Source organism: Pandoraea thiooxydans, assembly GCF_001931675.1.
Taxonomy (GTDB): domain Bacteria; phylum Pseudomonadota; class Gammaproteobacteria; order Burkholderiales; family Burkholderiaceae; genus Pandoraea; species Pandoraea thiooxydans.
In genome coordinates this window covers 1,294,656-1,317,892 of the sequence record NZ_CP014839.1, presented here as the reverse complement: position 1 = coordinate 1,317,892, position 23,237 = coordinate 1,294,656, and the positions used below count along the sequence as shown (strand labels likewise).

At 65.7% G+C, this 23,237-nt stretch carries 20 protein-coding genes and 1 pseudogene; 14 read left to right on the top strand and 7 right to left on the bottom strand.

The genetic code is table 11. From position 1 onward, the window contains the following. Positions 1 to 5: 5 nt before the first annotated feature. Positions 6 to 722, bottom strand: a complete 717-nt coding sequence (ispD, locus tag PATSB16_RS05970; protein ID WP_047213148.1) for a 2-C-methyl-D-erythritol 4-phosphate cytidylyltransferase — start codon at positions 720 to 722, stop codon at positions 6 to 8. Between the two features lie 95 nt (positions 723 to 817). Here ispD and mfd point away from each other — a divergent pair, with 95 nt between their 5' ends. The 3 genes from mfd (at position 818) to PATSB16_RS05955 (ending at position 7,570) form a co-directional block, all read left to right on the top strand. Next, the gene (gene mfd / locus PATSB16_RS05965) at positions 818 to 4,276 is read left to right on the top strand and encodes a transcription-repair coupling factor (RefSeq protein ID WP_047213146.1); all 3,459 of its coding nucleotides are present in this window, start codon (positions 818 to 820) and stop codon (positions 4,274 to 4,276) included. 104 nt (positions 4,277 to 4,380) lie between these two features. Further along, entirely contained in the window at positions 4,381 to 5,748 is a 1,368-nt protein-coding gene (locus tag PATSB16_RS05960; RefSeq protein ID WP_083566700.1) for a sensor domain-containing diguanylate cyclase, read from the top strand. Between the two features lie 187 nt (positions 5,749 to 5,935). Further along, the gene (locus PATSB16_RS05955; protein ID WP_083566698.1) at positions 5,936 to 7,570 is read left to right on the top strand and encodes a methyl-accepting chemotaxis protein; all 1,635 of its coding nucleotides are present in this window, start codon (positions 5,936 to 5,938) and stop codon (positions 7,568 to 7,570) included. Here the strand turns inward: PATSB16_RS05955 and PATSB16_RS05950 are convergent. After that, positions 7,567 to 8,304 (bottom strand): hypothetical protein, encoded by a 738-nt coding sequence (locus PATSB16_RS05950; RefSeq protein ID WP_072628614.1) that lies wholly within the window; start codon positions 8,302 to 8,304, stop codon positions 7,567 to 7,569. The two genes, PATSB16_RS05955 and PATSB16_RS05950, sit on opposite strands and share 4 nt — an antisense overlap. A 67-nt stretch (positions 8,305 to 8,371) precedes the next feature. Then, on the bottom strand, positions 8,372 to 8,884 hold the full coding sequence (locus PATSB16_RS05945) for a MarR family winged helix-turn-helix transcriptional regulator (protein WP_083566696.1): 513 nt from the start codon (positions 8,882 to 8,884) through the stop codon (positions 8,372 to 8,374). Between the two features lie 191 nt (positions 8,885 to 9,075). Between PATSB16_RS05945 and PATSB16_RS05940 the strand changes: the two genes are divergently transcribed. The 5 genes from PATSB16_RS05940 to PATSB16_RS05925 all read left to right on the top strand — a co-directional run bounded on the left by PATSB16_RS05940 (position 9,076) and on the right by PATSB16_RS05925 (position 13,648). Continuing rightward, entirely contained in the window at positions 9,076 to 10,629 is a 1,554-nt protein-coding gene (locus PATSB16_RS05940; RefSeq protein WP_047213145.1) for a phospholipase C, read from the top strand. A 267-nt stretch (positions 10,630 to 10,896) separates the two neighbouring features. Then, on the top strand, positions 10,897 to 11,037 hold the full coding sequence (locus PATSB16_RS20815; protein WP_156884623.1) for a hypothetical protein: 141 nt from the start codon (positions 10,897 to 10,899) through the stop codon (positions 11,035 to 11,037). A gap of 114 nt (positions 11,038 to 11,151) precedes the next feature. Continuing rightward, positions 11,152 to 11,595 carry a Spy/CpxP family protein refolding chaperone gene (locus tag PATSB16_RS05935; RefSeq protein WP_072628613.1) on the top strand — a complete coding sequence of 148 codons (444 nt, stop codon included), beginning with the start codon at positions 11,152 to 11,154 and terminating at the stop codon, positions 11,593 to 11,595. A gap of 212 nt (positions 11,596 to 11,807) precedes the next feature. Next, positions 11,808 to 12,419 carry a Spy/CpxP family protein refolding chaperone gene (locus PATSB16_RS05930; protein ID WP_047213142.1) on the top strand — a complete coding sequence of 204 codons (612 nt, stop codon included), beginning with the start codon at positions 11,808 to 11,810 and terminating at the stop codon, positions 12,417 to 12,419. Positions 12,420 to 12,463: 44 nt separating this feature from the next. Beyond that, complete coding sequence (locus PATSB16_RS05925; RefSeq protein ID WP_047213140.1) at positions 12,464 to 13,648, top strand: thiolase family protein; 1,185 nt, start codon at positions 12,464 to 12,466, stop codon at positions 13,646 to 13,648. A gap of 96 nt (positions 13,649 to 13,744) precedes the next feature. On the opposite strand, the gene PATSB16_RS05920 is transcribed toward PATSB16_RS05925, so the two are convergent. Next, positions 13,745 to 14,860 carry an NADH:flavin oxidoreductase/NADH oxidase gene (locus tag PATSB16_RS05920; protein ID WP_047213139.1) on the bottom strand — a complete coding sequence of 372 codons (1,116 nt, stop codon included), beginning with the start codon at positions 14,858 to 14,860 and terminating at the stop codon, positions 13,745 to 13,747. A gap of 244 nt (positions 14,861 to 15,104) precedes the next feature. On the opposite strand from PATSB16_RS05920, the gene PATSB16_RS05915 reads away from it, so the two are divergent. The 3 genes from PATSB16_RS05915 to PATSB16_RS05905 are packed head-to-tail and all read left to right on the top strand — an operon-like array spanning position 15,105 to position 18,234. Beyond that, positions 15,105 to 16,310 carry an acyl-CoA dehydrogenase family protein gene (locus PATSB16_RS05915; protein WP_047213137.1) on the top strand — a complete coding sequence of 402 codons (1,206 nt, stop codon included), beginning with the start codon at positions 15,105 to 15,107 and terminating at the stop codon, positions 16,308 to 16,310. Continuing rightward, positions 16,307 to 17,356, top strand: a complete 1,050-nt coding sequence (locus PATSB16_RS05910) for a phosphotransferase (RefSeq protein ID WP_047213135.1) — start codon at positions 16,307 to 16,309, stop codon at positions 17,354 to 17,356. The genes PATSB16_RS05915 and PATSB16_RS05910 overlap by 4 nt, the downstream gene beginning before the upstream one ends. A gap of 41 nt (positions 17,357 to 17,397) precedes the next feature. Further along, positions 17,398 to 18,234 carry a DODA-type extradiol aromatic ring-opening family dioxygenase gene (locus PATSB16_RS05905; protein ID WP_047213133.1) on the top strand — a complete coding sequence of 279 codons (837 nt, stop codon included), beginning with the start codon at positions 17,398 to 17,400 and terminating at the stop codon, positions 18,232 to 18,234. A gap of 25 nt (positions 18,235 to 18,259) precedes the next feature. Here PATSB16_RS05905 and PATSB16_RS05900 read toward each other — a convergent pair whose 3' ends face one another. From PATSB16_RS05900 to PATSB16_RS21290, 3 genes and pseudogenes are all read right to left on the bottom strand, one after another. After that, positions 18,260 to 18,922 (bottom strand): LysE family translocator, encoded by a 663-nt coding sequence (locus tag PATSB16_RS05900; protein ID WP_047213132.1) that lies wholly within the window; start codon positions 18,920 to 18,922, stop codon positions 18,260 to 18,262. Positions 18,923 to 19,015: 93 nt separating this feature from the next. Then, on the bottom strand, positions 19,016 to 19,801 hold the full coding sequence (locus PATSB16_RS21085; RefSeq protein ID WP_237170305.1) for a hypothetical protein: 786 nt from the start codon (positions 19,799 to 19,801) through the stop codon (positions 19,016 to 19,018). Between the two features lie 19 nt (positions 19,802 to 19,820). Beyond that, positions 19,821 to 20,024: pseudogene (locus tag PATSB16_RS21290) on the bottom strand (Rieske 2Fe-2S domain-containing protein); the annotation flags it as partial. A gap of 100 nt (positions 20,025 to 20,124) precedes the next feature. On the opposite strand from PATSB16_RS21290, the gene PATSB16_RS20810 reads away from it, so the two are divergent. From PATSB16_RS20810 to PATSB16_RS05885, 3 genes are all read left to right on the top strand, one after another. Then, positions 20,125 to 20,271 carry a hypothetical protein gene (locus tag PATSB16_RS20810; RefSeq protein ID WP_156884621.1) on the top strand — a complete coding sequence of 49 codons (147 nt, stop codon included), beginning with the start codon at positions 20,125 to 20,127 and terminating at the stop codon, positions 20,269 to 20,271. A 225-nt stretch (positions 20,272 to 20,496) separates the two neighbouring features. Then, complete coding sequence (locus tag PATSB16_RS05890) at positions 20,497 to 21,102, top strand: cytochrome b (protein WP_052892587.1); 606 nt, start codon at positions 20,497 to 20,499, stop codon at positions 21,100 to 21,102. Positions 21,103 to 21,525: 423 nt separating this feature from the next. Continuing rightward, positions 21,526 to 23,223 (top strand): methyl-accepting chemotaxis protein, encoded by a 1,698-nt coding sequence (locus tag PATSB16_RS05885; RefSeq protein ID WP_047213128.1) that lies wholly within the window; start codon positions 21,526 to 21,528, stop codon positions 23,221 to 23,223. Positions 23,224 to 23,237: the final 14 nt, after the last annotated feature.

Genomic DNA, 23,237 nt, shown 5'->3' with positions numbered 1-23,237 from the left:
GGCGCTCATCGGGGTTCCTTGGGCGGCTCGCGCAACATGGCTTCGGCCAGCGCGAAATCTTCCGGGTAGGTGACTTTGAAATTGCGCAGATTGCCCTGCACCAAGCGGGGAGCGTGCCCCATCAGTTCGATCGCGCTGGCTTCGTCGGTCACGCTTTGTCCGTTGGCCAGCGCCTGCTCGAGCGCTTCGCGCAACAGGCCGAGGCGGAACATTTGCGGCGTCTGCGCCTGCCACAGGCCGTCGCGCGGCTCGGTGGCGGCCACGCGCGGCTCGTCGCCGGGAGTGGCCCGCTTGAGCGTGTCGGGTACCGGCAAGGCCAGCAATCCGCCCACCGCATCGCCCTTGAGCGCAGCCACCAGCGTGCGGATCAGCGTCGCGGTGATACCCGGGCGGGCGGCGTCGTGCACCAGCACCCAGTCGCTGTCCTGCGCGCCGTATTCGGCCAGCGCGCGCACGCCATTGAGCACCGACGCGTGACGCGTGGCGCCGCCGCAGCGCTTGACGGCAAAACGCAGCGCGCCGAAGCGGCGCCCGTCGAAATGGGTGTCGTCCGGGGCCAGGACCACCAGGGTCTGGGCAAATTCCGAACAGGCGTCGAACGCCGCCAGGGTGTAGTGGAGCATGGCGCGGCCCGCGATACTGCGGTACTGCTTGGGCACCTCTGCGCCGGCGCGGGAACCCGTCCCGGCGCACGGGATGACGGCAAAAAGTCGATCGGCCACGGTCAGAAGAATAAGAAAAGGGAGTAAGACACAGGGGAGGATTTTATAATACGGCCTGCCCTGTTCGCAGGTCGCCTCCCGAATAATTCGTATTTATGCCTGAAAACGACACCCCGGCACTGCCCTTCGCACTGGTCAAAAGTGGGCAGCGCTATGCCTTCGCCGGGTCGCACGGCTCCGCCGACGCGCTGCTGATCGCGCGCTATTTTGCCGCCCATCGCAATGCCATCCCCCTGCTGACGGTGCTGTGCGCCAACACCACCGATGCGCTGCGCCTGCTGCAGGAACTGCGACACTGCGCGCCCGAGGCGCGCGTGCGCCTGCTGCCCGACTGGGAAACGCTGCCCTACGACGCCTTCTCGCCGCACCAGGATCTCGTCTCGGAGCGCCTGGCCACCCTGCACGACCTGAGCAGCCGGCGCTGCGACATCGTGCTGGTGCCCGCCACCACCGCGCTGTACCGGATGGCGCCGGCCAGCTTCATGGCAGCCTACACGTTTTTCTTCACGCAGGGCGATACGCTCGACGAGGCGGGCCTGAAGTCCCAGTTGACGCTGGCCGGCTACGAGCACGTGAGCCAAGTGATGCGCCCGGGCGAATACTGCGTGCGCGGCGGGTTGATCGATCTGTACCCGATGGGCTCGCCGCTACCGTACCGGCTCGACCTGTTCGACAACACCATCGAAACCATTCGCGCGTTCGATCCGGACACCCAGCGCAGCCTCTATCCGGTCAAGGAAGTGCGGCTGCTGCCCGGGCGGGAATTTCCGTTCGACGAAGCGGCCCGCACCGCCGCGCGGGCGCGCTGGCGCGAGACCTTCGAGGGCGACCCGACGCGCAGCCCGATCTATAAGGATCTGGGCATCGGCGTGCCGTCGGCAGGCATCGAATACTACCTGCCGCTGTTTTTCGACGAAACGGCCACGCTGTTCCATTACCTGCCCGAGGGCGCGCATCTGGTGATGTGCGGCGACCTCGACGCCGCCATCAAGCGCTTCTGGAGCGACACCCGCCAGCGCTTCAATTTTCTCTCGCACGACCGCGAGCGACCGATTCTCGAGCCCGAGCGCCTGTTCTTGCGCGACGACGACTTTTTCATATTCGCCAAGCCGTTCGCGCGACTGGCGCTGCCGGCAGCCGGCGACGGCACCTGGGCCCAGGCGCTGCCGCCGCTGGCCGTCAATCGCCGCGCCGACGACCCGCTGGCGGCCTTGCGCGCCTATTTGGCCCGTACGCCGCAGCGCGTGCTGCTGTGCGCCGACTCGCCCGGTCGGCGCGAGACGCTGCAGCAGTTGCTCAACGAATATGACATCCGGCCGACCGCATGCGAGTCGCTGGAGGAATTCCTGCACGGCAGCGACGCGCGCGTCGCGCTGACGGTCGCGCCGTTCGCCACCGGTTTCGAGATTCCCGCCGAGGGCCTGGCGGTCATCACCGAGAACGAACTTTTCGAAGGTACCGTGCGGCGCGCCGGACGGCGCCGCCAGGAACAGGTCAGCTCGGTCGACTCGATGGTGCGCGACCTGGCCGAGTTGAAGATCGGCGACCCGGTGGTGCACAGCCAGCACGGCATCGGCCGCTACCTCGGCCTGGTCGGCATGGACCTGGGCGAAGGCGAGACCGAGTTCCTCCATCTCGAATACGGCGGCGGCGCCAAGCTGTATGTGCCGGTCTCGCAATTGCACCTGATCTCGCGCTACTCGGGCGCCGATCCGGATACCGCGCCGCTGCATGCGCTCGGCTCGGGCCAGTGGGAGAAGGCCAAGCGCCGCGCCGCCGAGCAGATTCGCGACACGGCGGCGGAGCTGCTCAATCTGTACGCACGCCGCGCCGCGCGCGCCGGCCATGCGTTCGAGATGTCGCCGCGCGACTACGAAAAATTTGCTGATTCGTTCGGCTTCGAGGAAACCCCGGATCAAGCCGCGGCGATCGCTGCCGTTATTGCAGACATGACAAGCGGCAAGCCAATGGACCGCCTGGTGTGCGGCGACGTAGGGTTCGGCAAGACCGAAGTGGCCTTGCGGGCCGCCTTTATCGCCATCATGGGCGGCAAGCAGGTCGCGCTGCTCGCGCCCACCACGCTGCTGGCCGAGCAGCATGCGCAAACTTTTGCCGACCGCTTCGCCGAATGGCCGGTGCGCATCGCCGAATTGTCCCGTTTCAGGAGCGGCAAGGAAATCTCGGCGTCGATCAAGGCCATCAACGAAGGCCAGGTCGATATCGTCATCGGCACGCACAAGCTCCTGTCGAGCGAGGTCAAGTTCCAGCGCCTGGGGCTGGTGATCATCGACGAGGAGCACCGCTTCGGGGTACGCCAGAAGGAGGCGCTCAAGGCGCTGCGCGCCGAGGTCGACGTGCTGACCCTCACCGCCACGCCGATTCCGCGCACGCTGGGCATGTCGCTCGAAGGGCTGCGCGACTTTTCGGTCATCGCCACGGCGCCGCAAAAGCGTCTGGCGATCAAGACCTTCGTGCGGCGCGAGGACGACAGCACGATCCGCGAGGCCATCCTGCGCGAGCTCAAGCGCGGCGGCCAGGTCTACTTCCTGCACAATGAGGTCGAGACCATCGAGAACCGTCGCGCGATGCTCGAGGCGCTGGTGCCCGAGGCGCGCATTGCCGTGGCACATGGCCAGATGCACGAACGCGACCTGGAGCAGGTGATGCGCGATTTCGTGACGCAGCGCACCAACGTGCTGTTGTGCACCACCATAATCGAGACCGGTATCGACGTGCCGACCGCCAATACCATCCTGATGCATCGCGCCGACAAATTCGGCCTGGCCCAGTTGCATCAGTTGCGGGGACGGGTCGGGCGCTCGCACCATCAGGCCTATGCCTATTTGCTGGTGCACGATCCGCAGGCACTGACCAAGCAGGCGCAGCGCCGGCTCGAAGCCATTCAGCAGATGGAGGAACTGGGCGCAGGCTTTTACCTGGCCATGCACGACCTGGAAATCCGCGGCGCGGGCGAGGTGCTGGGCGACAAGCAGTCAGGCGAGATGACGGAAATCGGCTTTCAGCTATACAGCGACATGCTGGCCGATGCGGTCAAGGCGCTCAAGGCCGGGCGCGAGCCCGACCTGACCGCGCCGCTGGCGGCCACCACCGAGATCAACCTGCATGTGCCGGCCATTTTGCCCAGCGACTATTGCGCCGACGTGCAGGAACGCCTGTCGCTATACAAGCGCCTGGCCAACGGCACCTCGCGCGATGCCATCGACGCGCTGCAGGAGGAACTGGTCGATCGTTTCGGCAAGCTGCCGCCGCAAGCGCAGGCGCTGATCGAGACGCATCGCTTGCGGCTGATCGCCAAACCGCTGGGCATCGCCAAAATCGATGCCTCGGAAGCCGCTATTTCGTTACAATTCATTCCAGACCCGCCGATCGATGCACTACGCATCATCGAGTTGGTGCAGCGCGACCGCCACGTCAAACTGGCCGGGCAGGACAAGTTGCGCATCGAGGCAGCCCACACGGAGTTGGGCGCACGGGTCGGCAAGATCAAGGAAACGCTGCGTGCGCTCGCGGGGGCGGGAGCACGAGAACAATAACAGGCAGAGACTGAGACGTAGGGAGCCGGCCCGCATGGCGGCTCACCCGATGGCGCCGGGCACGGTCATCGGCTGCTGCAAGCTTCGAGATCGGGGAAACAATCATGGCGCCAGAGGACGCTCGACACACGGCCGCCGCCGCGCACGATCAGCACCACGCCGAGCCGGGACCCGGCCCGTCGACGCTGATGGAAGACGCGCAACGCATGGCGCTGGCCATCGACGGCAGCGGCACCGGCATCTGGGACCGCGACGTGCCCGCCGGCAGGATCTATTACTCGCCGGGCTGGAAGGCCATTTTGGGCTACGCGCCCCACGAACTCGGCGACGCGATCGAAGAGAGCTATACGCGCGTGCACCCGGCCGACCTGGAATACGTCAAAGCCACCATCCAGGCGCACTTCGACGGCAAGACCGACAGCTACACGGTGGAACATCGCATCCGCTGCAAGGACGGCAGCTGGAAATGGATTTCCAGCCGCGGCAAGGTCGTCAGCCGCGATGCCGACGGGCGGCCGCTGCGCATGATCGGCACCACCACCGATATTTCGGCCATGCGCAGCCTGTCGGACCGGCTGCAGCAAAGCGTCGAGCTCATCACCAATCTGACCAACGAAGTCCCGGGCCTGGTGTTCCAGTATCGCCAATGGCCGGAGGGTCACGGGCATTTCTCTTACGCCAGCGCCGGTATTCGCGACATGTACGAGGTCACGCCGGAGCAGGTCATGCGCGATGCCGATTGCCTGCATCGACTCGTCCATCCGGATGACCTGGAGCGTTATCGCACCTCGCTGGCCGCATCGGCCGCCACCCTCAAGCCCTGGCACCTCGAATATCGGGTGGTGCTGCCCAGGCAAGGGCTGCGCTGGCGCCAGGGCGCCGCGCGGCCGAGCCGCCTGCCCGACGGCGGCACGGTGTGGCACGGCTTCATCACCGACGTGACCGAACGCAAGCGCATCGAGGCCGAGTTGCAGGAATTCGCCACCATCGACTTCCTCACCCAGATCCCGAACCGGCGCTATTTCATGACCTGCATGGACGCCGAGCTGGCTCGCATGCGGCGCGCGGCCAGCGCGCCGACGGCCGTGCTGATGTGCGATCTCGATCACTTCAAGACGATCAACGACAATTACGGTCACGCAGTGGGCGATGCGGTGCTGCGGCACTTCTCCGCGCTGCTGCGCGCCCAGGTGCGGGAAAACGATATCGTCGGCCGTGTCGGCGGCGAGGAATTCGCCGTGGTGCTCAGCGGCACCGACGTCGCCCAGGCCAACCGGTTCGCCCGGCGCATCCAGCTGCGCACCGCCAATACGCCGTTCGTCGATGCCGGGCGGCTCATCCCCATTACCGTCAGTATCGGCCTGGCCGCCATGTATGCGACCGACGCCAGCGCCGACGCCGCATTGTCGCGCAGCGACACGGCGCTTTATCGCGCCAAGCATAACGGCCGCAACCGCATCGAGTGCGCCTAGCGGGGTGCCGCGAACCCCCTGTGGGCGTCCGATCGCAGGCGGTTGTCATATTTTTTAAACAATTCCCGTCGATCTGCCGATAACCAGGAAAGGGGTTGCCGCACAGTAGCCGAGCCCGACCGCGGCGCCCACTTCATGCCGGTCGCAATGCACGACCCGGTGGCGGCACCTGGACGGAGACATTTGGATGCACCGACTCACCTTTACCCAGAAGCTCTGGGCCCCTTTGCTCGTCAGCCTGATCGCGTTATTGCTGGTGTCGGTTTCAGCGGCGTATATGGCGCGCCAGACGCGCATCGAAGAGCGCAAGAACGACCTGGTCAACGCGGCGCAGATCGGCCTGGCCATCGTCAAGGAATACGCGGGGCTCGCGCAAAGCGGCAAGCTCAGCGAGGCCGACGCCAGGAAACAGGCGCTCGAGCGCCTGCAAGGCATCCGCTATGGCAAGGACGGCTATTTCCTGGTGATCAATTCGAAGCCGCAGATGGTGATGCACCCGATCAAGCCGGCACTCGACGGCAAGGATCTGGGCCATGTCACCGATGCCGACGGCGGGCATCACTACCTGGCCTTCGCCAAGGCCGCCCAAGCGCCGCAAGGCGGCTTTGTCGATTATGTGTTTCCGCATCCGCACGTCACGCCCGCGCTCGCGGTGCCCAAGATCGGCTACGTGCTGCGCTACGCGCCGTGGGACTGGATTCTCTCGACCGGCGCCTACGTCGACGACATCGACGCCGCCTTCATGCACTCGCTCTATCTGGCAGGCGGCATCTTCGTGACGATGGCGCTGCTGCTGGGCGCGCTGGTGGCGCTGACCAACCGCAGCATTTTGCGCACGATCGGCGGCGATCCGGCCGATGCCGCGCATGTGGCCGACGCGATCGCCGCGGGTAATCTGGCGATCGCCATCGGCACGCGCTCCGGCGATCGACAAAGCCTGATGCACGCCATCAGCCGCATGCGCGACGCGCTCACGCAGATCATCGGCCAGGTCAAGCTCGCCGCCGACAACGTCGCCGCGGCCTCGCGGGAGATCTCCAACGGCAACGCCGACCTCTCGCGCCGCACCGAAAATCAGGCCGCGTCGCTCGAGGAAACCGCTTCGAGCATGGAGCAAATCACCTCGATGGTGCGCCAGACCGCCGACAACGCCAGGAACGCCAGCCAATTGGCAGCCAGTGCGATGCAAATCGCCGATCGCGGCGGCGAGATGGCTGCGCAGGCCGTCTCCGCCATGCAGGGCATCTCCGACGAATCGAAGAAGATGGGCGACATCATCGCCGCGATCGAGGGCATTGCGTTCCAGACCAACATCCTCGCGCTCAATGCCGCCGTGGAAGCCGCTCGCGCCGGCGAGCAGGGGCGCGGCTTCGCGGTGGTGGCAGGCGAAGTGCGCACGCTGGCCCAGCGCAGCGCCAGCGCGGCCAAGGAAATCCGCGCGTTGATCCACAACGCGGTCGACAAGGTCGGCACCGGCGCCGAGCTGGTGGAAAAGACCGGCGCGACCATCGACGAGGCACGCGGTGCGCTCGCGCGCGTCACCGGCATCGTGCAGGAGATCGCCGCTGCAGCGGCCGAGCAAAGCGCCGGCGCCGAACAGGTGAACACCTCGGTCACGCAAATGGACGGCATGACCCAGCAAAACGCGGCACTGGTCGAGCAGGCGGCCGCGGCCGCGCAGTCGCTCTCCGAGCAGGCGCGGCACCTGCAAACGGCCATGTCGACGTTTCAGGTCGGCGAGGCAACGCTCACCGCGTCCGCCGCACCGAACGATATCGCGCCCGCGTCCCGGCCAGAGGCCCGGCGTGTGGCCAATGGCTAATCCGCGCCCTTGGGATTTCGCCCCCACCCGGTGCCGCGCACCTCGCTCACCCGGCTTTTGGCAAGCCGGTAGAACACCGCGAGATGCGTGCATGCGAGTAGCGGCACCAGAAAAGCGGGAATGAGCAGCCATGGCAGCGTGGTCATCACGTTGGTGTTCGAGGCGCCGAAAAGCAGTTGCTGCGGGCCGGGTGCCGACAGGGCGCCAAGCGCGATGGCATTGACCAAATCAGCCAGGCCAAAGCCGTTCCAGATCCACAACTGGCCCCGCGCCACCGGCTTTTGGCGATAAAGCCGCCACGCCAGTGATGCGGCGCCCAGCCCGGCAAGCACGTCACCCACGCCCGCCAGGAATGCGAACGGCGCCGGCAGACGCCCCTGCGCATGCATTACCAGGAACAGGACACCCAGCACGCGCACGCTGTTGACTCCCACCAGCGCGGCCAACGGGACGGCCATCAACGCCCGGCGCAGTGCCGGCGAGCGCAGGGCATATGCGACGATCACAACCGGCGGCAACAGCACGACCAATCCCAGTCCGGGCGCGCCGACGCCGTCCGGATAATGCAATGCACGAGTAGCTGCCAGCGCCACGATCAATGCGAACCACGCCGCGAGCACGACGGCAATGCGCGCTCGAGCCAGGACATCTGCGCCGAAGCCAATGGCCAGTGTCGCCACCGTGATCGACGCGCTCGCGCTCAACGCGACCGCCGCCAGTAGATCGATTTCCATAAACCACCTCCGTGTATATACACCTTTTTGATCAAAAAAAAGGGCGACAGACACTCACACGCCCAGACTATGCCGCCCCTCGCTTTCCGCCCTTATCGCCCTTATCGCCCTTATCGCCCTTATCGCCCGTACCGCTGTGCCCGCCACCATGCAACATCTTGTCGAGCACCCCCTGCCCGAGGGTCGCCTCCACCACACCGTCAACGGTTGCCTGAGCCCGCTGCCACGCGCTCAACGCGGCTAGCGCGGTGCGCTCGCCGGCCGGAGTAATTTCGATCAGGCGCACGCGATGGTCGTCATTCGCCGCGGAGGCGACGAAACCCTTCTTCTCGAGCGGACGGAGGTTGCGTGTCAACGAGGTACGCTCCAGCCCGAGCATCGCCGCCAATGCGCTCAACGGCAGCGGCCCGGTTTGCGCCAGCGCCGCCAGCACGGTGAATTGGGTCGCGCGCAGGCCGGTGCCGCGAAACGAAATCTCGTAGTGCTGCGTGACCGCGCGGCTGGCACGGCGCAGCGCCGAGCACTTGCACTCCACGCATGCGGCGAACGGGGAAGCCTGATTTTTTGGAGATAAACTCATAAATGTGTATATACACTCAAAATTGGTATTCGGCAACGTCCTATGTGCGGTCTGGATCGCAACCGCAGCCCGGTTAAACTGTTTCGGCCATCAAATGTCCGTCATATGGCAATGCTACTTTGCGATGCTACCGCCCTCGGCGCGACCGGCCGAGGCTCGTCACTTCACTCATCGACTCGCAGGAGCAGCACATGACGATCATTTGGCCCAGCCGCAGGGACTTTCTCAAAGGGATGGCGGCCGCCGGCGGCGCCGCATTCGCCGGCACCAATCTCGCCACTCTGGCACACGCGGCGCCCGCGCCGGCCGACCTCAAGGGTCTGCGCGAGAAGATCGAGCACATCGTGGTGATCTATCAGGAAAACCGCAGCTTCGATCACTATTTCGGCGCCTATCAGTCGCCGTCCGGCGCGTTTGTCAACAACCTGCTCGACAAGGAAGGCAAGGTCGACCCGCGTTTTACCGGTCTGCAGAAAAACCCGGCGGGAGTGCCTTACGCCTATTTGCCGGTACCCGACGACATTCCCGGATTCCAGAGTGCCTTGCTCGAGAACCAGCCATTTCATCTCGCGCCGTACATCCCTGCGAGCCACAATGTGCACTGGGACCCGCAGCACCATTTCTTCCGTATGCAGGCGCAGATCGACAACGGCGCGATGGATCGTTTCGTCGCACTCGCCCTGGCGAAAAAACCGCACGGCCCGGCCGCCAAGCTGACGGACCCGCTCGAAATGATGATGGCCGAGTCGGCCCCGTCGGGCGCAGTGCTGGGTTTTTACACGCGTGAAGACCTGCCGCTGTACCACCGGCTGGCCGACGAATACGTCCTGTTCGATCACTTCTTCCAGGCCATGTCGGGCGGCTCGACGGGCAACGCGCTGTATCTGGCGGCCGCGCGCTCGGCGGTCTGGCACGCCGCGCCGCACAAGCTCACGGGCAGCCTCACGCCGCCGGTGTATGACAAGCCGTACGATGCGCAGGGCGTGCTGATCAACGACCTGCCCCCGCTCAACGGACCGACCGAGGCATCGTTCGGCAATCTCAAGATCGCGCCGCCGCCCGATGAGCAGTCCTATCCGAACATCGGCGACCGGCTCAATGCCGCGGGCCGCTCCTGGGCCTGGTACAACGAAAACTGGAATGCGGTCAAGCCATGGGCGATGAAGACCGCGTTCGGCGCCGGCGACGGCTCGGCCGTGGTCGACAACATCGGCATATACGTGCCGCATCACAATCCGTTCCAGTACTACCCGAGCTGGTTCGCCAACGTCAAGGGCGGCCATATGCGCGACAGCAACGATTTTTTCGAGGATGTCAGAGCCGGGCATTTGCCCCACGTGTCGTTCATCAAGGCCACCGGCGCGCATGACGAACATCCCGCCGATTCGGCGCCGCGCTGGGGTGAGCAGTGGGTCTCGAGCCTGCTCGCCGCGCTGGGGGCGAGCCCGCTATGGAACAAGACGGCGGTGGTCATCACCTATGACGAAGGCGGCGGCTTCTGGGATCACGTCAAGCCGCCGCACCCCGACGCCTACGGCTGCGGCACGCGCATCCCGGCGCTGCTGGTCAGCCCGTGGGCGCGGCGCGGCTACGTCGACCATCGCGTGTCCGATACCGTGTCGGTGCTCGCCCTGATCGAGGCGCGCTTCGGCCTGGCGCCAATGCAGGAACGCGATGCCAACGCGTACAACCTGCTCGATGGTTTCGACTTTACGCAGAAACCGCGCGCGCCTTCGTTCTCCTAAGCCGAGCCTGCGCAGCCCCGTCCGCGGCTCCCCGCCGCGGGCGCGAGCCTTGAATCATGCCGCTGCCAAGCGGCTTTCTTGACCTACGTCAAGCTCCATCTGGCGGCTCTCTTTAAACTTGCATCCATGACACTGAGGTCTTGTGTGGAACACCGCGCAAGTTCAGTCTCCGTCGCCCGGTCGGGAGGGGATGCCTGCCGGGATTTGCAGCCGTCCGGCGGCTCAGCCCAGCGTGCCGGACGGTTTTTTTATTCTGGAGACAATGCGATGCATGCCTTATACAACCCTGATTGGCTATTCGGCGGCGGTATGCTGTTCGGCGGCTTGTGGCTGATGGCGGCTCTCGCGGTCAGCTACGGTGTCGCGCTCGCGGCACAAAAAGTACAGCGAGCGGTACGCGCGCGCTGATCTGCATTTATCCGGGGCGCCTTTTCGATGCCGATGGGCGCCCGAACGTTTCGATATCCGAAGTTAGCGATAACGCACTCCCTCGCATGGCGCACGAGCCGCGCGCTCGTCGCCATGCTCCTCGTTGCCGCTCCGGCGCTCGCGCAAACAGCCAGTGGTACCTCGTCCAGCGGGGCGGCAGCCGGCCGGCCGCGCGGCGCCGTCACAGCAAGCCAGTCGCCCGGCACGCAGACACTCGTCGACCGGTGGGGCGATGAACTGGGCCTGAGCACCGCGCAACGCGCCGCCATTGACCATATTCGCAATCGGGCACGCCGACAACGCTGGTCGCTGATGGACGCCATCAGAGGCCAGCACGCCATTCTGCGCGAGCTCTACCAAGCGCCAACGCCTGACCGACCCGCCATCCACGCCACCGTGCAAACCATACACCAGCTCCGGCGGCAGGTAGTCGACGTCTCGAAAACGGAACACCGTCGTATCGCAGCCATCCTCACGCCACGGCAACGCGAACAACTCAACCAGAGCTTGCTGCGCGACGACCAGCAGATCTGGTAGCCCGGCCCGGTCGGCATCCGCCCGGCTGCCGGCATCGCAGGCCAGCATCCTTGACTTATATCAACGCCGCCCGGCCCGGCTTTCCTAGACTTGGAAGGTACCTGCCGTCGCCCTGACGATTGGCTTTCTCGGGCAACGGATCGCGCCGTGCGATCAAGGGGCCGCACATGCCCGGTCGGGCAGATTGTTGTCATTACGAGAAGGAAACGATCATGAGAATCTCCGAGGTCAAACGTTCCAATCTACTCATCGCCTGCGCGTTTGCCGTGGCGCTGTTCGGCGCCTCGCAGCTGGGGCATGCCGCGCCCGCCGCGGACGGCGCCGCCGCGACAAGCGGCTACGGACCGGGCTACGGGCCCTGCGGCGGCGGCATGGGGCCGGGCATGATGGGGGGTTACGGCGGCTATGGCGGCTACCGCGGCATGGGCCCGGGCATGATGGGCGGCTATGGCGGCTACGGCGGCATGGGCCCGGGCATGATGGGCGGTTATGGCCGCTATGGCGGCTATGGCTGGGGTAGCGAGCTGGGCCTGACGCAGGAACAGCTCGCCAAAATCAATCGCATACACGACGACACGCGGCGTGCGCATTGGGCGCTGATGGGTCAGATCATGGATCAGCAGGCCAAGCTGCGCGACCTCTACGAGGCGCCGCAGCGCGACAACGCCGCCATCGAGAAGGCCGAGAAAGACTTTGCCCAGCTCCGGCAGCAAATGTACGACGCATCGATCGCCGCGCATCGGCAAATCGAAGCGGTGTTGACCAAGGAACAGCGGGACAAGCTGCGCAAGGCCTGGCGCAGCGACGAAGAGTCGGACTGGTAAGCCGCGTTGTTCCACCTTCCATCCATTGTTACAGGAGCTTCATAATGTCCTTGCCGGAAATCGTTCTGTGCGCCCCGCTGCGCACCGCTATCGGCACTTATAACGGCACGCTCAAGAGCGTGCCTGCCACCGACCTCGGCGCCGCAGTGGTGCGCGAGACGCTCAAGCGTGCCGAGCTCGACCCGGCACAGGTCCAGAGCCTGGTTTTCGGCCAGGTCATCCAGGCCGGCGCCAAAATGAATCCGGCTCGCCAGGCCGCCATCGCCGGCGGCCTGCCGATCGAAGTGCCGGCGATGACGGTCAACCGCGTATGCGGATCCGGTGCGCAAGCGATCGTCAGCGCCGCACTGGAAATCACCAGCGGCCATCTTCAGTGCGCAATCGCCGGCGGCATGGAGAACATGGATCTGGCCCCTTACCTTCTGCCGCAGGGTCGCTGGGGTCTGCGCATGGGCGACGGCGCGGTGATCGACAGCATGCTGCACGACGGCCTGAACGACGCATTCAGTGGCCAGCACTCCGGCTGGCATACGGAAGATCTGGTGAGCCAGTTCAACATCACGCGCGAACAACAGGATGCCTGGGCGCTGCGCTCGCAGCAGGCGTTTTCCGCGGCGCAGGCGGCGGGCAAGTTCGGCGAGGAAATCGTGCCGGTTGAAATCCGGGGGCGCAAAGGCGCGGAGCAGTTCGTCAAGGACGAGCACAACCGGCCCGACACCACGGCCGAGTCGCTGGCCAAGCTCAAGCCGGCGTTTCGCAAGGACGGCACGATTACCGCCGGCAATGCGCCCGGACTCAATACCGCTGCCGCCGCGATGATCGTGGCCGAGCGCCATTGGGCCGAGCAGCACAGCCTGATGCCGCTGGCGCGCCTGGTCAGCTACGGGGTCGCGGCGGTCGCGCCGGGTATGTTCGGACTCGGTCCGGTGCCGGCCGTGCGTCAGGCTCTGGAGCGAGCCAACTGGCCGCTGGCGACGGTCGACCGGGTCGAGATCAATGAGGCATTTGCCGCCATTGCAATCGCCTGCACGCGCGAACTCGGGCTGGCCGTCGATATCGTCAACGTCGAAGGCGGCGCGATCGCGCACGGCCATCCGATCGGCGCGACCGGCGCCGTGCTCACGACACGCCTGCTGCATTCGATGCTGCGCGACGGACTCAAGCGCGGCGTGGTCACGCTATGCATCGGTGGCGGCCAGGGCATCGCGCTGGCGCTGGAGATGATCTAGCGGCACCTCGAAACAGCGCCCCGGCCCGATGCGAATCCGGCCGGGGCGCTCATTTTGATGCCCGCGCCATGCCGTTGCATGGCGGGCGTCGCTTATCTACCGCTGGCCGAAGCTGGCGCCCTTGAACAAATCCTTGAACTCACGCGGCTGCGAACGCCAGTATTGCTTTGGCGCATTCACCTGGGCGCCGAGCCTGGCGGCGGCATGCCACGGCCAGCGCGGATCGTAGAGCATCGCGCGGGCCAGCGACACCGCGTCGGCCTCCTGATTCGCGATAATCGATTCGGCTTGCTCAGGCTCGGTAATGAGCCCGACCGCAAGCGTCGGCAAGCCGGCCTCGGCCTTTACGCGCTGCGCGTAAGGCACTTGATAGCCCGGCCCGAGCTTGATCGCCTGGGCCGGCGAGACGCCGCCGGTGGTCACGTGAATCGCCGCGCAGCCGCGCGCCTTGAGCGCTTGGGAGAGCGCCACCGTGCCGTCGATGTCCCACCCGCCGGGCACCCAGTCGGTAGCGGAGATGCGCGCCCAGACGGGCCTGTCGGCCGGAAATTCGGCACGCACCGCATCGAACACCTCGAGCACGAAGCGCATGCGGTTTTCCAGGCTGCCGCCATATTCGTCGTCGCGATGATTGGCCAGCGGCGAGAGGAACTGGTGCAGTAAATAGCCGTGCGCGGCATGGATCTCCAGGCCATCAATGCCGAGCCGCGCGGCGCGCCGGGCCGTGGCGGCAAAATCCGCTCGCACTTTGTCCAGACCGGCGCGGTCGAGCGCGGTGGGCGGCGCCTCGCTCTGGGCATGCGGCACGGCCGATGGGGCGACGGTTTGCCAGCCGCCCGGCTCGCCCGGGCGAATCTGCAGCCCGCCCGCCCAGGGCGCCTGGCTCGAAGCCTTGCGCCCGGCATGCGAGATCTGCATGGCTATGGGGATCGGCGCGTACGCACGGATAGCGCCGAGCACGCGGGCCAGCGCTGCCTCGTTGGCATCCGAATACAGGCCAAGATCGTTCGCGGTGATGCGCCCCTCGGGCGACACCGCCGTGGCCTCGGTGATCAAGAGCCCGGCGCCGGACAGCGCCAGATGGCCGAGATGGATCATGTGCCAGTCGCCCGCCGAGCCGTCTTCGGCAGAGTACTGGCACATGGGCGCGATAACGATGCGGTTATCGAGTTGCAGTTTGCCGATCGCTAGCGGCTGAAAAAGTTGGCTCACGCAAGACTCCTGATTCGTTCGTTGGCATGGGGTTGGGCCGGCCGGCGGCGCTTGCCCGCCGATAGCGTCGGTCACTGTGCAGGCATTTTATGGCAACGGTCATTTCCGCGTGTGGGTCGGGGCAAAGCCCATGCCGACAAGAAAAGTGCGGGCTCCCATGTAAGGAGCGGGATTCGTCGCTATGATGAAGCCTGCGAGACGCGCAAGCCCTGCCCGTCCATACTGACCGAGAGAGCTTCACGCCATGAATCATCCCGACCAGGCCCCCCGAACCGGCGCTTCCGAGCGCGCACAGGCGATTGCCGATCGCGTCGAAGCGTTCGTGCGCGACGTCGTCGCGCCGTTCGAACACGATCCGCGCTACGGCAGCCACGGCCCCAGCGAAGAAATGGTGCATGAGATGCGCACGCTGGCGCGCGCGGCCGGCGTGATGACGCCGCACATCCTGCCCGACGGCAGCCATCTGAGCCAGCGCGAGACGGCGCTGGTGCTCAAGCGCTCCGGCCTCTCTCCGCTGGGGCCGGTGGCGGTCAATACGGCCGCGCCCGACGAAGGCAACATGCTGTTGCTGGGCAAGGTCGCCACGGCCGAGCAGCAGGCGCGCTACCTGGCCCCGCTGGTGGCCGGCGAGGCACGCTCGGCATTTTTCATGACCGAGCCGGCCGCCGACGGCGGCGCCGGCTCCGATCCCTCGATGCTGCAGACTACGGCGCAGCGCGACGGCGACGATTGGGTCATCAACGGCCGCAAGGCATTCATCACCGGCGCGGTTGGCGCCCGGGTCGGCATCGTGATGGCGAAAACGTCGAGCGGCGAAGCGCTGGCGGCGACGATGTTCCTGGTGGAACTGCCCCACCCGGCCATTCGCGTGGCGCGCGTGCTCGACACCATCGACGGTGCGATGCCGGGTGGCCATGCGGTGATCGAGATCGACAATCTGCGCGTGCCCTCGCGCGACGTGCTGGGCGAGGTCGACCAGGGCTTCAAGTATGCGCAGGTGCGCCTGTCGCCGGCACGCCTGTCACATTGCATGCGCTGGCACGGCGCGGCCACGCGCGCGCACGAGATCGCCACAGCCTATGCGGTCAGGCGCCACGCATTCGGCAAGCCGCTGATCGATCACGAAGGCGTCGGCTTTATGCTGGCCGATAACCTGATCGATCTCAAGCAGGCCGAACTGATGATCGACTGGTGCGCCGACGTGCTCGATACCGGCTCGCTGGGCACCACCGAAAGCTCGATGACCAAGGTCGCCGTCTCGGATGCGCTGTTTCGCGTGGCCGACCGCTGCGTGCAGGTGATGGGCGGCACCGGCGTGACGCGCGACACGATCGTCGAGCAGGTATTCCGCGAAATCCGCGCGTTCCGCATCTACGACGGCCCGACCGAGGTGCACAAGTGGGCGCTGGCCAAGAAGATCAAGCGTGAAGCGTCGGGGGCCCACCGATGAGCGGCTCGACCATGCCGGTGCGCGAGGCGCACCGTTTCGACGTCGCGCGCCTGAGCGAGTGGATGCGGGCCAACGTGGCGGGGTTCAGCGGCCCGCTGACGGTCGAACAGTTCCAGGGCGGGCAATCGAACCCGACCTATCGGCTGGTGACGCCGGCGCGCAGCTATGTGCTGCGCCGCAAACCGCCCGGCGAATTGCTCAAGGGCGCGCACGCGGTCGACCGCGAGGCCCGCGTGCTCACCGCACTGGCCGGTGCCGGCTTTCCGGTCGCGCACGTCCATGGCCTGTGCGTCGACGATGCGGTGATCGGCACCTGGTTCTACGTGATGGACATGGTCGAGGGTCGCGTCTTCTGGGATGCAACCTTCCCTGGCGTGCCCACCGAACAGCGCGACGCCTACTTCGACGCGATGAACGCCACGCTCGCCACACTGCATCGACTTGATTACACCGCGCTCGGCCTGGCCGACTACGGGCGCGCCGGCGGATATATCGAGCGGCAAATCAGCCGCTGGTCGCGCCAGTACATCGAGGACACCGATGCCGGGCGCGACCCGCACATGGATCGACTGTTGGCGTGGCTGCCCGAGCACATCCCGCCGGGCGACGAAACCGCCATCGTGCACGGCGACTACCGCGCCGACAACATGATCTTTCATCCGAGCGAGCCGCGCATTCTGGCGGTGCTCGACTGGGAATTGTCGACGCTCGGGCATCCGCTGGCCGACTTCGCCTATCACGTGATGATGTACCGCATGCCGCCCGACATTCTGGGCGGCATCGCCGGTGCCGATCTGGCCGCGCTCGGCATTCCCGACGAAGCCGAGTACGTTGCGCGCTATTGCCGCCGCACCGGGCGCGAAGGCATCGCCGATCTCGATTTCTATATCGCCTTCAATATGTTCCGTTTCGCGGCGATCGTCCATGGCATCAAGGGACGGCTGGCACGCGGCACCGCCGCCAGCGCCAACGCGCCGGCCATGGCGGCACGCTTCGAGCGCATCGCGCAATTGGCATGGCAGCAGGCCGAACGCATGGGCGCCTGAACGGCGGGCAGACGAAACACACCACGACCTCCAAGGCCTCCATGACCTCGCCCAGACTCCCCACTTTCTTTATTTCCCACGGCGGCGGCCCGTGGCCCTGGATGACCGATCAGTTGGCCGGCCGCTACGACCGCCTGGCCGCGGCGCTGCGGCAAATGCCGCATTTGGTGGGAGCGGCCCCCAAGGCCGTGCTGATGATCTCGGCCCATTGGGAAGCGCCGGAGTTCACGGCGATGGCGCACCCGCAGCCGCCGATGATTTATGACTATTACGGGTTTCCCGACTATACCTACCAGATCGCCTACGCGGCGCCGGGTATGCCGTCGCTGGCGACCCGGGTGCATGGCTTGCTCGGGAGCGCGGGCATAGCCGCCCGGCTCGACGCGCAACGCGGCTTCGACCACGGCATGTATGCGCCGATGGCAGTCATCTACCCCAATGCCGACATGCCGACCGTGCAGCTCTCGCTCAGGCACGGGCTCGATCCGCTCGAGCACCTGGCGCTCGGACGCGCGCTCGCGCCGCTGCGCGACGAAGGCGTGCTGATCATCGGCAGCGGGCTGAGCTATCACAATCTGCGCGTGTTCGGTCCGGCCGGCCAGGCGCCGTCCGCGGCGTTCGACGCCTGGCTGCGGCAGACCCTGGCCGACACCGATGCGGCCCGTCGCAGTACCGCACTCGCCGCCTGGGAGGCCGCACCCTCGGCGCGCCAGGCGCACCCGCGCGAGGAACACCTGCTGCCGCTGATGGTCGCCCTCGGGGCGGCCGAGCACGAGCCGGCCGCGCTGGTCTATCACGAGGACGATTTCGCCGGTGGCCTGAGCGTGTCGAGCTTTATGTTCGGCGGCAGCCAGCAGGCCGCCACCGAGACGGCATGATTGGTCGAATGAGCGGCCTGGCCGGCTAGCGCGTCTGCGTGGCGACCTTGAGGCCCAGCGAAATGAATATCAGGCCAATCAGCTGGTTTTGCCAGCGCCTTAGCCAGGCGAGGCGTTTCAGCATCCGGCCCAACGGCCGGATGGTCAGGGCGATCAGCGATGTGTAGAGCGCGCTGAGCATGACGAAAATTGCGCCCAGCACTGCAAACTGCACAAAGGGTGCGCCTTGCGACGCATGGACGAACTGCGGCAGGAACGCCAGGAAAAACAGCGCCGTCTTGGGGTTGAGCAGCTCGGTCGGAATGGCCTGGAGGTAAGCTCGGCCAGCCGTCAGCGACGTCGCCACCCGGGATATCTCCGGCACTTCCGTCAGATCGCTCGCTGGCTCGTTCGATTTGACGGGCTTGGCCCGCAGTGCGCGCATACCGAGGTAGACCAAATAGGCCGCCCCCATCCATTTGACCACGTTGAAAGCCAGCGCCGAGGTCATCAGCAGCGCCGACAGGCCGATCGAAGCACACAGCGTATGGAGCGCGTCGCCGGTGGCAATCCCCAGACCAGTGGCGATCCCCACACGAGGCCCGCCCTGCACGGTGCGTGTGAGCACCAGCAGGACCGCCGGGCCGGGAATCAGAAACAGGCCAAGTACCACGGCCACGAACGTGCCTATTGTCGATAGATCCGGCATGGAGCCTCCTTTGAGATACCTGGCGAATCGTAACGCCCGCCAGAGCGCGACGCTGTAGATGAGTTCGCCGCCGCGACGCGACCTCGCCGCACATTATCGCTCGTCGGCGAGCGGCGCGGCCTGGGTCGCCGGCATATCGCGCATGCGGCGGTGCCAGCTGCGAAATTCGCTGATCGCGCGGTCCGCGCCGATCAGGCGGTCGTGCTGTGCGTGCCCGCTGTCTGGCGGCGTTTGCGTGACGACCACTCGACGATCCTGGTTCAGAATGAAGCGGTTACTCAGCCCCATGACGAACTCGAGCGGCCTGGCCAGCAGCGGATTGCGCACGCGGTGGTAAAAACGCAGGTAGTAGCGCGTGGTGTTTTCGTTGACCGGCACGAAGGCGATCATGTTCTTTTGGCGCGCGCCCAGGTTCAGCAACCATAACGCCGGAAACCGAAAGCTCAGTCCGGGGGCCGAGCCGGCGGCCGCGGCGGCGAGTTCGGCCAGAGCGCGCGGGCTCTGGCCGACATCCACGGCATTGCTCACCCATACCCGAATTCCGTCGTCGTCGCTCTCCACATAGGGGCCCTCGACAAAACTTCGCCCGCCCGCGCCGATGGTGGTGCGATGGACGAACGCCAGGTGAGCTACGTCGAGCTGGTTTTCGATGGCGCGCGTGTAGTGCACCGGCCACTCGACCGTCTCGGTGCCGTAACGCCAGCCGTCCTCCAATTCGGGGAAGAAAGGCAGCGCCGGGTAGGCCGCGCGGGGCGCGCCCCACCACAGCCAGAGCAGCCCGTACGCCTCGCGCACCGCGAACGCGTCGAGCGCCATGCCCCCTGGGAATCCTGCCTTGACGTCCGACAGCCGGAATCCGGCGGCACTGTCCCTGCGCATCGAAGGCAAATCCATGAAACGGACAGGTCAGGCAATCGCGGTCGATCGTGCCCTCGCTCAGTTGGGCGCCAAGGTGCGGGCAGCGGTCAAAGTGCGCATGCGCCCGGCCATCCGCCGTGCGCCAGAACACCAGCCGACGCCCGAAGCGCTCGACGCCCAATGGCTTGCGACCGAGTTCGCAGCTTTGCAGAACGGGATACCAGTGCTCACGGGGGACGAACATCGCGGGCAGCGCTCCTGTAGGTAACCGGGACAAACCGATTTTGCCATGACGCCCGGGCGAGCGACGCGCTCGCGCACGGTGCGGTGCTCCGGGCGGGCCAATGACGATCATTACCCGTCGGTGCTGCCGCCGTGCGCCCAGTCTGACGCACAACACATGGGCGCTCGGACCGATGCTCAAACTGGTGCGCGCCTTCAAGGAAAGCGTCAGGACATATCCGAACACCCTCCCCGGCGAACCCGACTGAGCAGCCCTCACGCCACGACCGCCGAGCGCCGTCGGGTAGCGTCGCATCCTGGGTGAATACAATGTGAAGGAGTCCTTGATGTCTGCCTGCGTGCGGATCCGCGTCCGCGCGCATCAACTGTTGATCGTCTCGTTGGAAACTCTTTTGCATTGCGTCAATCAGAGGGGAACGCATTTGTGCCCGACTTGTGTGGGCACGATCTTTTTACAACGGAAAAAATTCCCCATGTCTGAATCGTCGCGAACCGCCGCCTCGGCAGCCGTCAGCACGCTGCCCCGACCCGCGACCTACTCCGCCGCCCTGCGGCTGCTGCATTGGCTCAGCGCGCTGTGCATGTTCATCGTCATCCCGCTGGCCTGGTACATGACCGAGCTGGATCGCCACGATCCGCATCGGGTGATGTGGTTCACCTTGCACAAGTCGATCGGACTGACGGTGCTGGTGTTGACTCTCATTCGCATCTTCACCCGCCTGTCCGGCACGGTGCCGGCGTTGCCGGCCCGCATTCCGGCAATCGAGCGAGCGCTTGCCCATATCGGCCATGGCCTGCTCTATCTGATTCTGCTCGGCATGCCGATCAGCGGTTACCTCAACTCCTATGCCGGCGGCCATCCGATCGACTGGTTCTGGCTGTTCCAGGTGCCGGCGATGACATCGCCCGACCGCCCACTGGCCCATCTGGCCGGTCAGACGCACCGCCTGCTGGCATGGGCCACCTATGCGCTGATTGCTGGTCACGTACTGGCCGTTGTCTACCATCAATTGGTGCAACGGGTCGACGTGCTGGGTCGCATGACCGGACGCGCGACGCCCGACGCGGAAAATAAATAGGTCAAGCGACGTGCCCGGGTGCGGCAAGCTGGCCGCCGCCCGGGCGCCCATTGCGTCCAATGACGCCCGGCGACCCGGTTCGTCGCCCCACCAGGACACGCACACCTTTTCCCTGGCGAGCCCTGCCACAGCGGATCTTCGTGCCACCGCGCGGCCCTGTCAGCGACGTCAATTCCCATTCTTCGGGAAACATAGGCATCCGATATGTATTTCAATGCATTAGGGTAACCCCTGCCTCAAGCACCGCTATTGCGGGCCGTTAAACCGAGCACGATGTCGCAATCCGCAAGACAGCCAGGCATATGCAATGCCCAGACCCCGGCAGCTTGCGGATCGAAACCGCGTTGCGCACCTGTACCGGCGCGCAACGCGGTGCAACCCCATTGTCCAGGCCAACACAACCAGTACAACCAGGAGCACGCAATGGAACACTCAACGCCCGAGCGGCAGATGGAACTGCACGAACTGAGTGCCGTCAGCACGGCGCTGAATCGAGTACAGGCGGTCATCGAGTTCGATCTGCACGGTATCGTGCTGCATGCGAACGACAATTTCCTGCAGGTTCTCGGCTACACGCTCGACGAAGTCCGTGGCCAGCATCACCGCATGTTCTGCGAAGCCGCCTATGCCGAGAGCGCCGCCTACCGCCAGTTCTGGGAAAAGCTCGGCCGCGGGGAATTCGACCATGGCGAATACAAGCGCATCGGCCGCGACGGGCGCGAGATATGGATCAATGCCTCCTACAACCCCGTGTTCGACGCCGACGGCAAGCCGTACAAGGTGATCAAGTTCGCCACCGACGTCACCGCCGCACGCCAGCGCAATGCCGAGTACGAAGGCAAGGTGCGCGCGATGGACAAGGCGCAGGCGGTGATTGAATTCGATCCGAGCGGCAACATACTGACGGCCAATCAGAATTTCCTCGACGCCATGGGTTATCGACTCGAGGAGATTCAGGGCAAGCATCACCGCATCTTCTGCGACGACGCTTATACGGCCAGCGACGACTATCGCACCTTCTGGGCCAAGCTCAACCGTGGCGAGTTCGACGCGGGCCGGTACAAGCGACTGGGCAAGGGTGGCCGGGTGGTTTGGATCCAGGCGACCTACAATCCGATCGACGACGGCAACGGCCGGCTCAGCAAAGTGGTCAAGTTCGCCACCGATGTCACCGCTCAGGTCGAGCTGGAGGAGCAGGTCAGGCGGCGCGCCGAGGATGATCAGCGCAAGGTGGCCGCCCTGCTCGAGGTCGTCAACGGCGCTGCCGCGGGCGACCTGACCGGGCAGATCGTGATTGGCGGTACCGATCCGATCGACCAGCTCGGCGCCGGCATCAAGCACATGATCGACGATCTGCGCGGCGTGATCGGCCAGGTGGTCGAATCCGCCAGCGGCTTCTCGGCATCCTCGCAGGACATCGCCGGGCGCGCCAATACGGTGGCCGGCGGTGCGCAATCGCTTGGCGCGACGGTCGAGGAAATGAACGCCTCGGTCGAAGAGCTGACCGCCTCGATCAACTCGATTGCCGACAACTCGCGCAGCGCCGACGGCCTGGCCAAGGACACCCAGCAGGAAGCCGAGCGCGGCGCCAAAGCGATCGCGCGCTCGATCGAATCGATGGAGCTGATCAATAAATCGTCGGAAGACATCAGTGAAATCATCAAGGTGATCGGCGAAATCGCCAGCCAAACCAACTTGCTGGCGTTCAACGCCGCCATCGAAGCGGCGCGCGCCGGCGAGCACGGACTGGGCTTTTCCGTGGTAGCCGACGAGGTTCGCAAGCTCGCCGAGCGTTCGTCACAGGCGGCCAAGGAAATTTCCAAGCTGATCAACGAATCGGTCAAGCGCATCGCCCAGGGCAGCGACATCTCGCGTCAGGCCGGCGAGGCCTTCGAAAAGATCGTGGCCGGCGTAGCCCGGACCACTCAGGCGATCTCCGAGATTTCCTGCGGGGCCGACGAACAGCTGGTGGCCGCACGCGAAGTCAGCGCGGCAATCCAGCAAGTCGCCGAGGACGCGGAGAAATCGGCCGGCGCCTGCGATCTGATTGCGCGCGAGAGCGCCACGCTCATGCGTGGTGCCGAGGCGCTCGACAAGACGGTCATGCGTTTCGTAGTCTAGCGCAGGAAAGCACC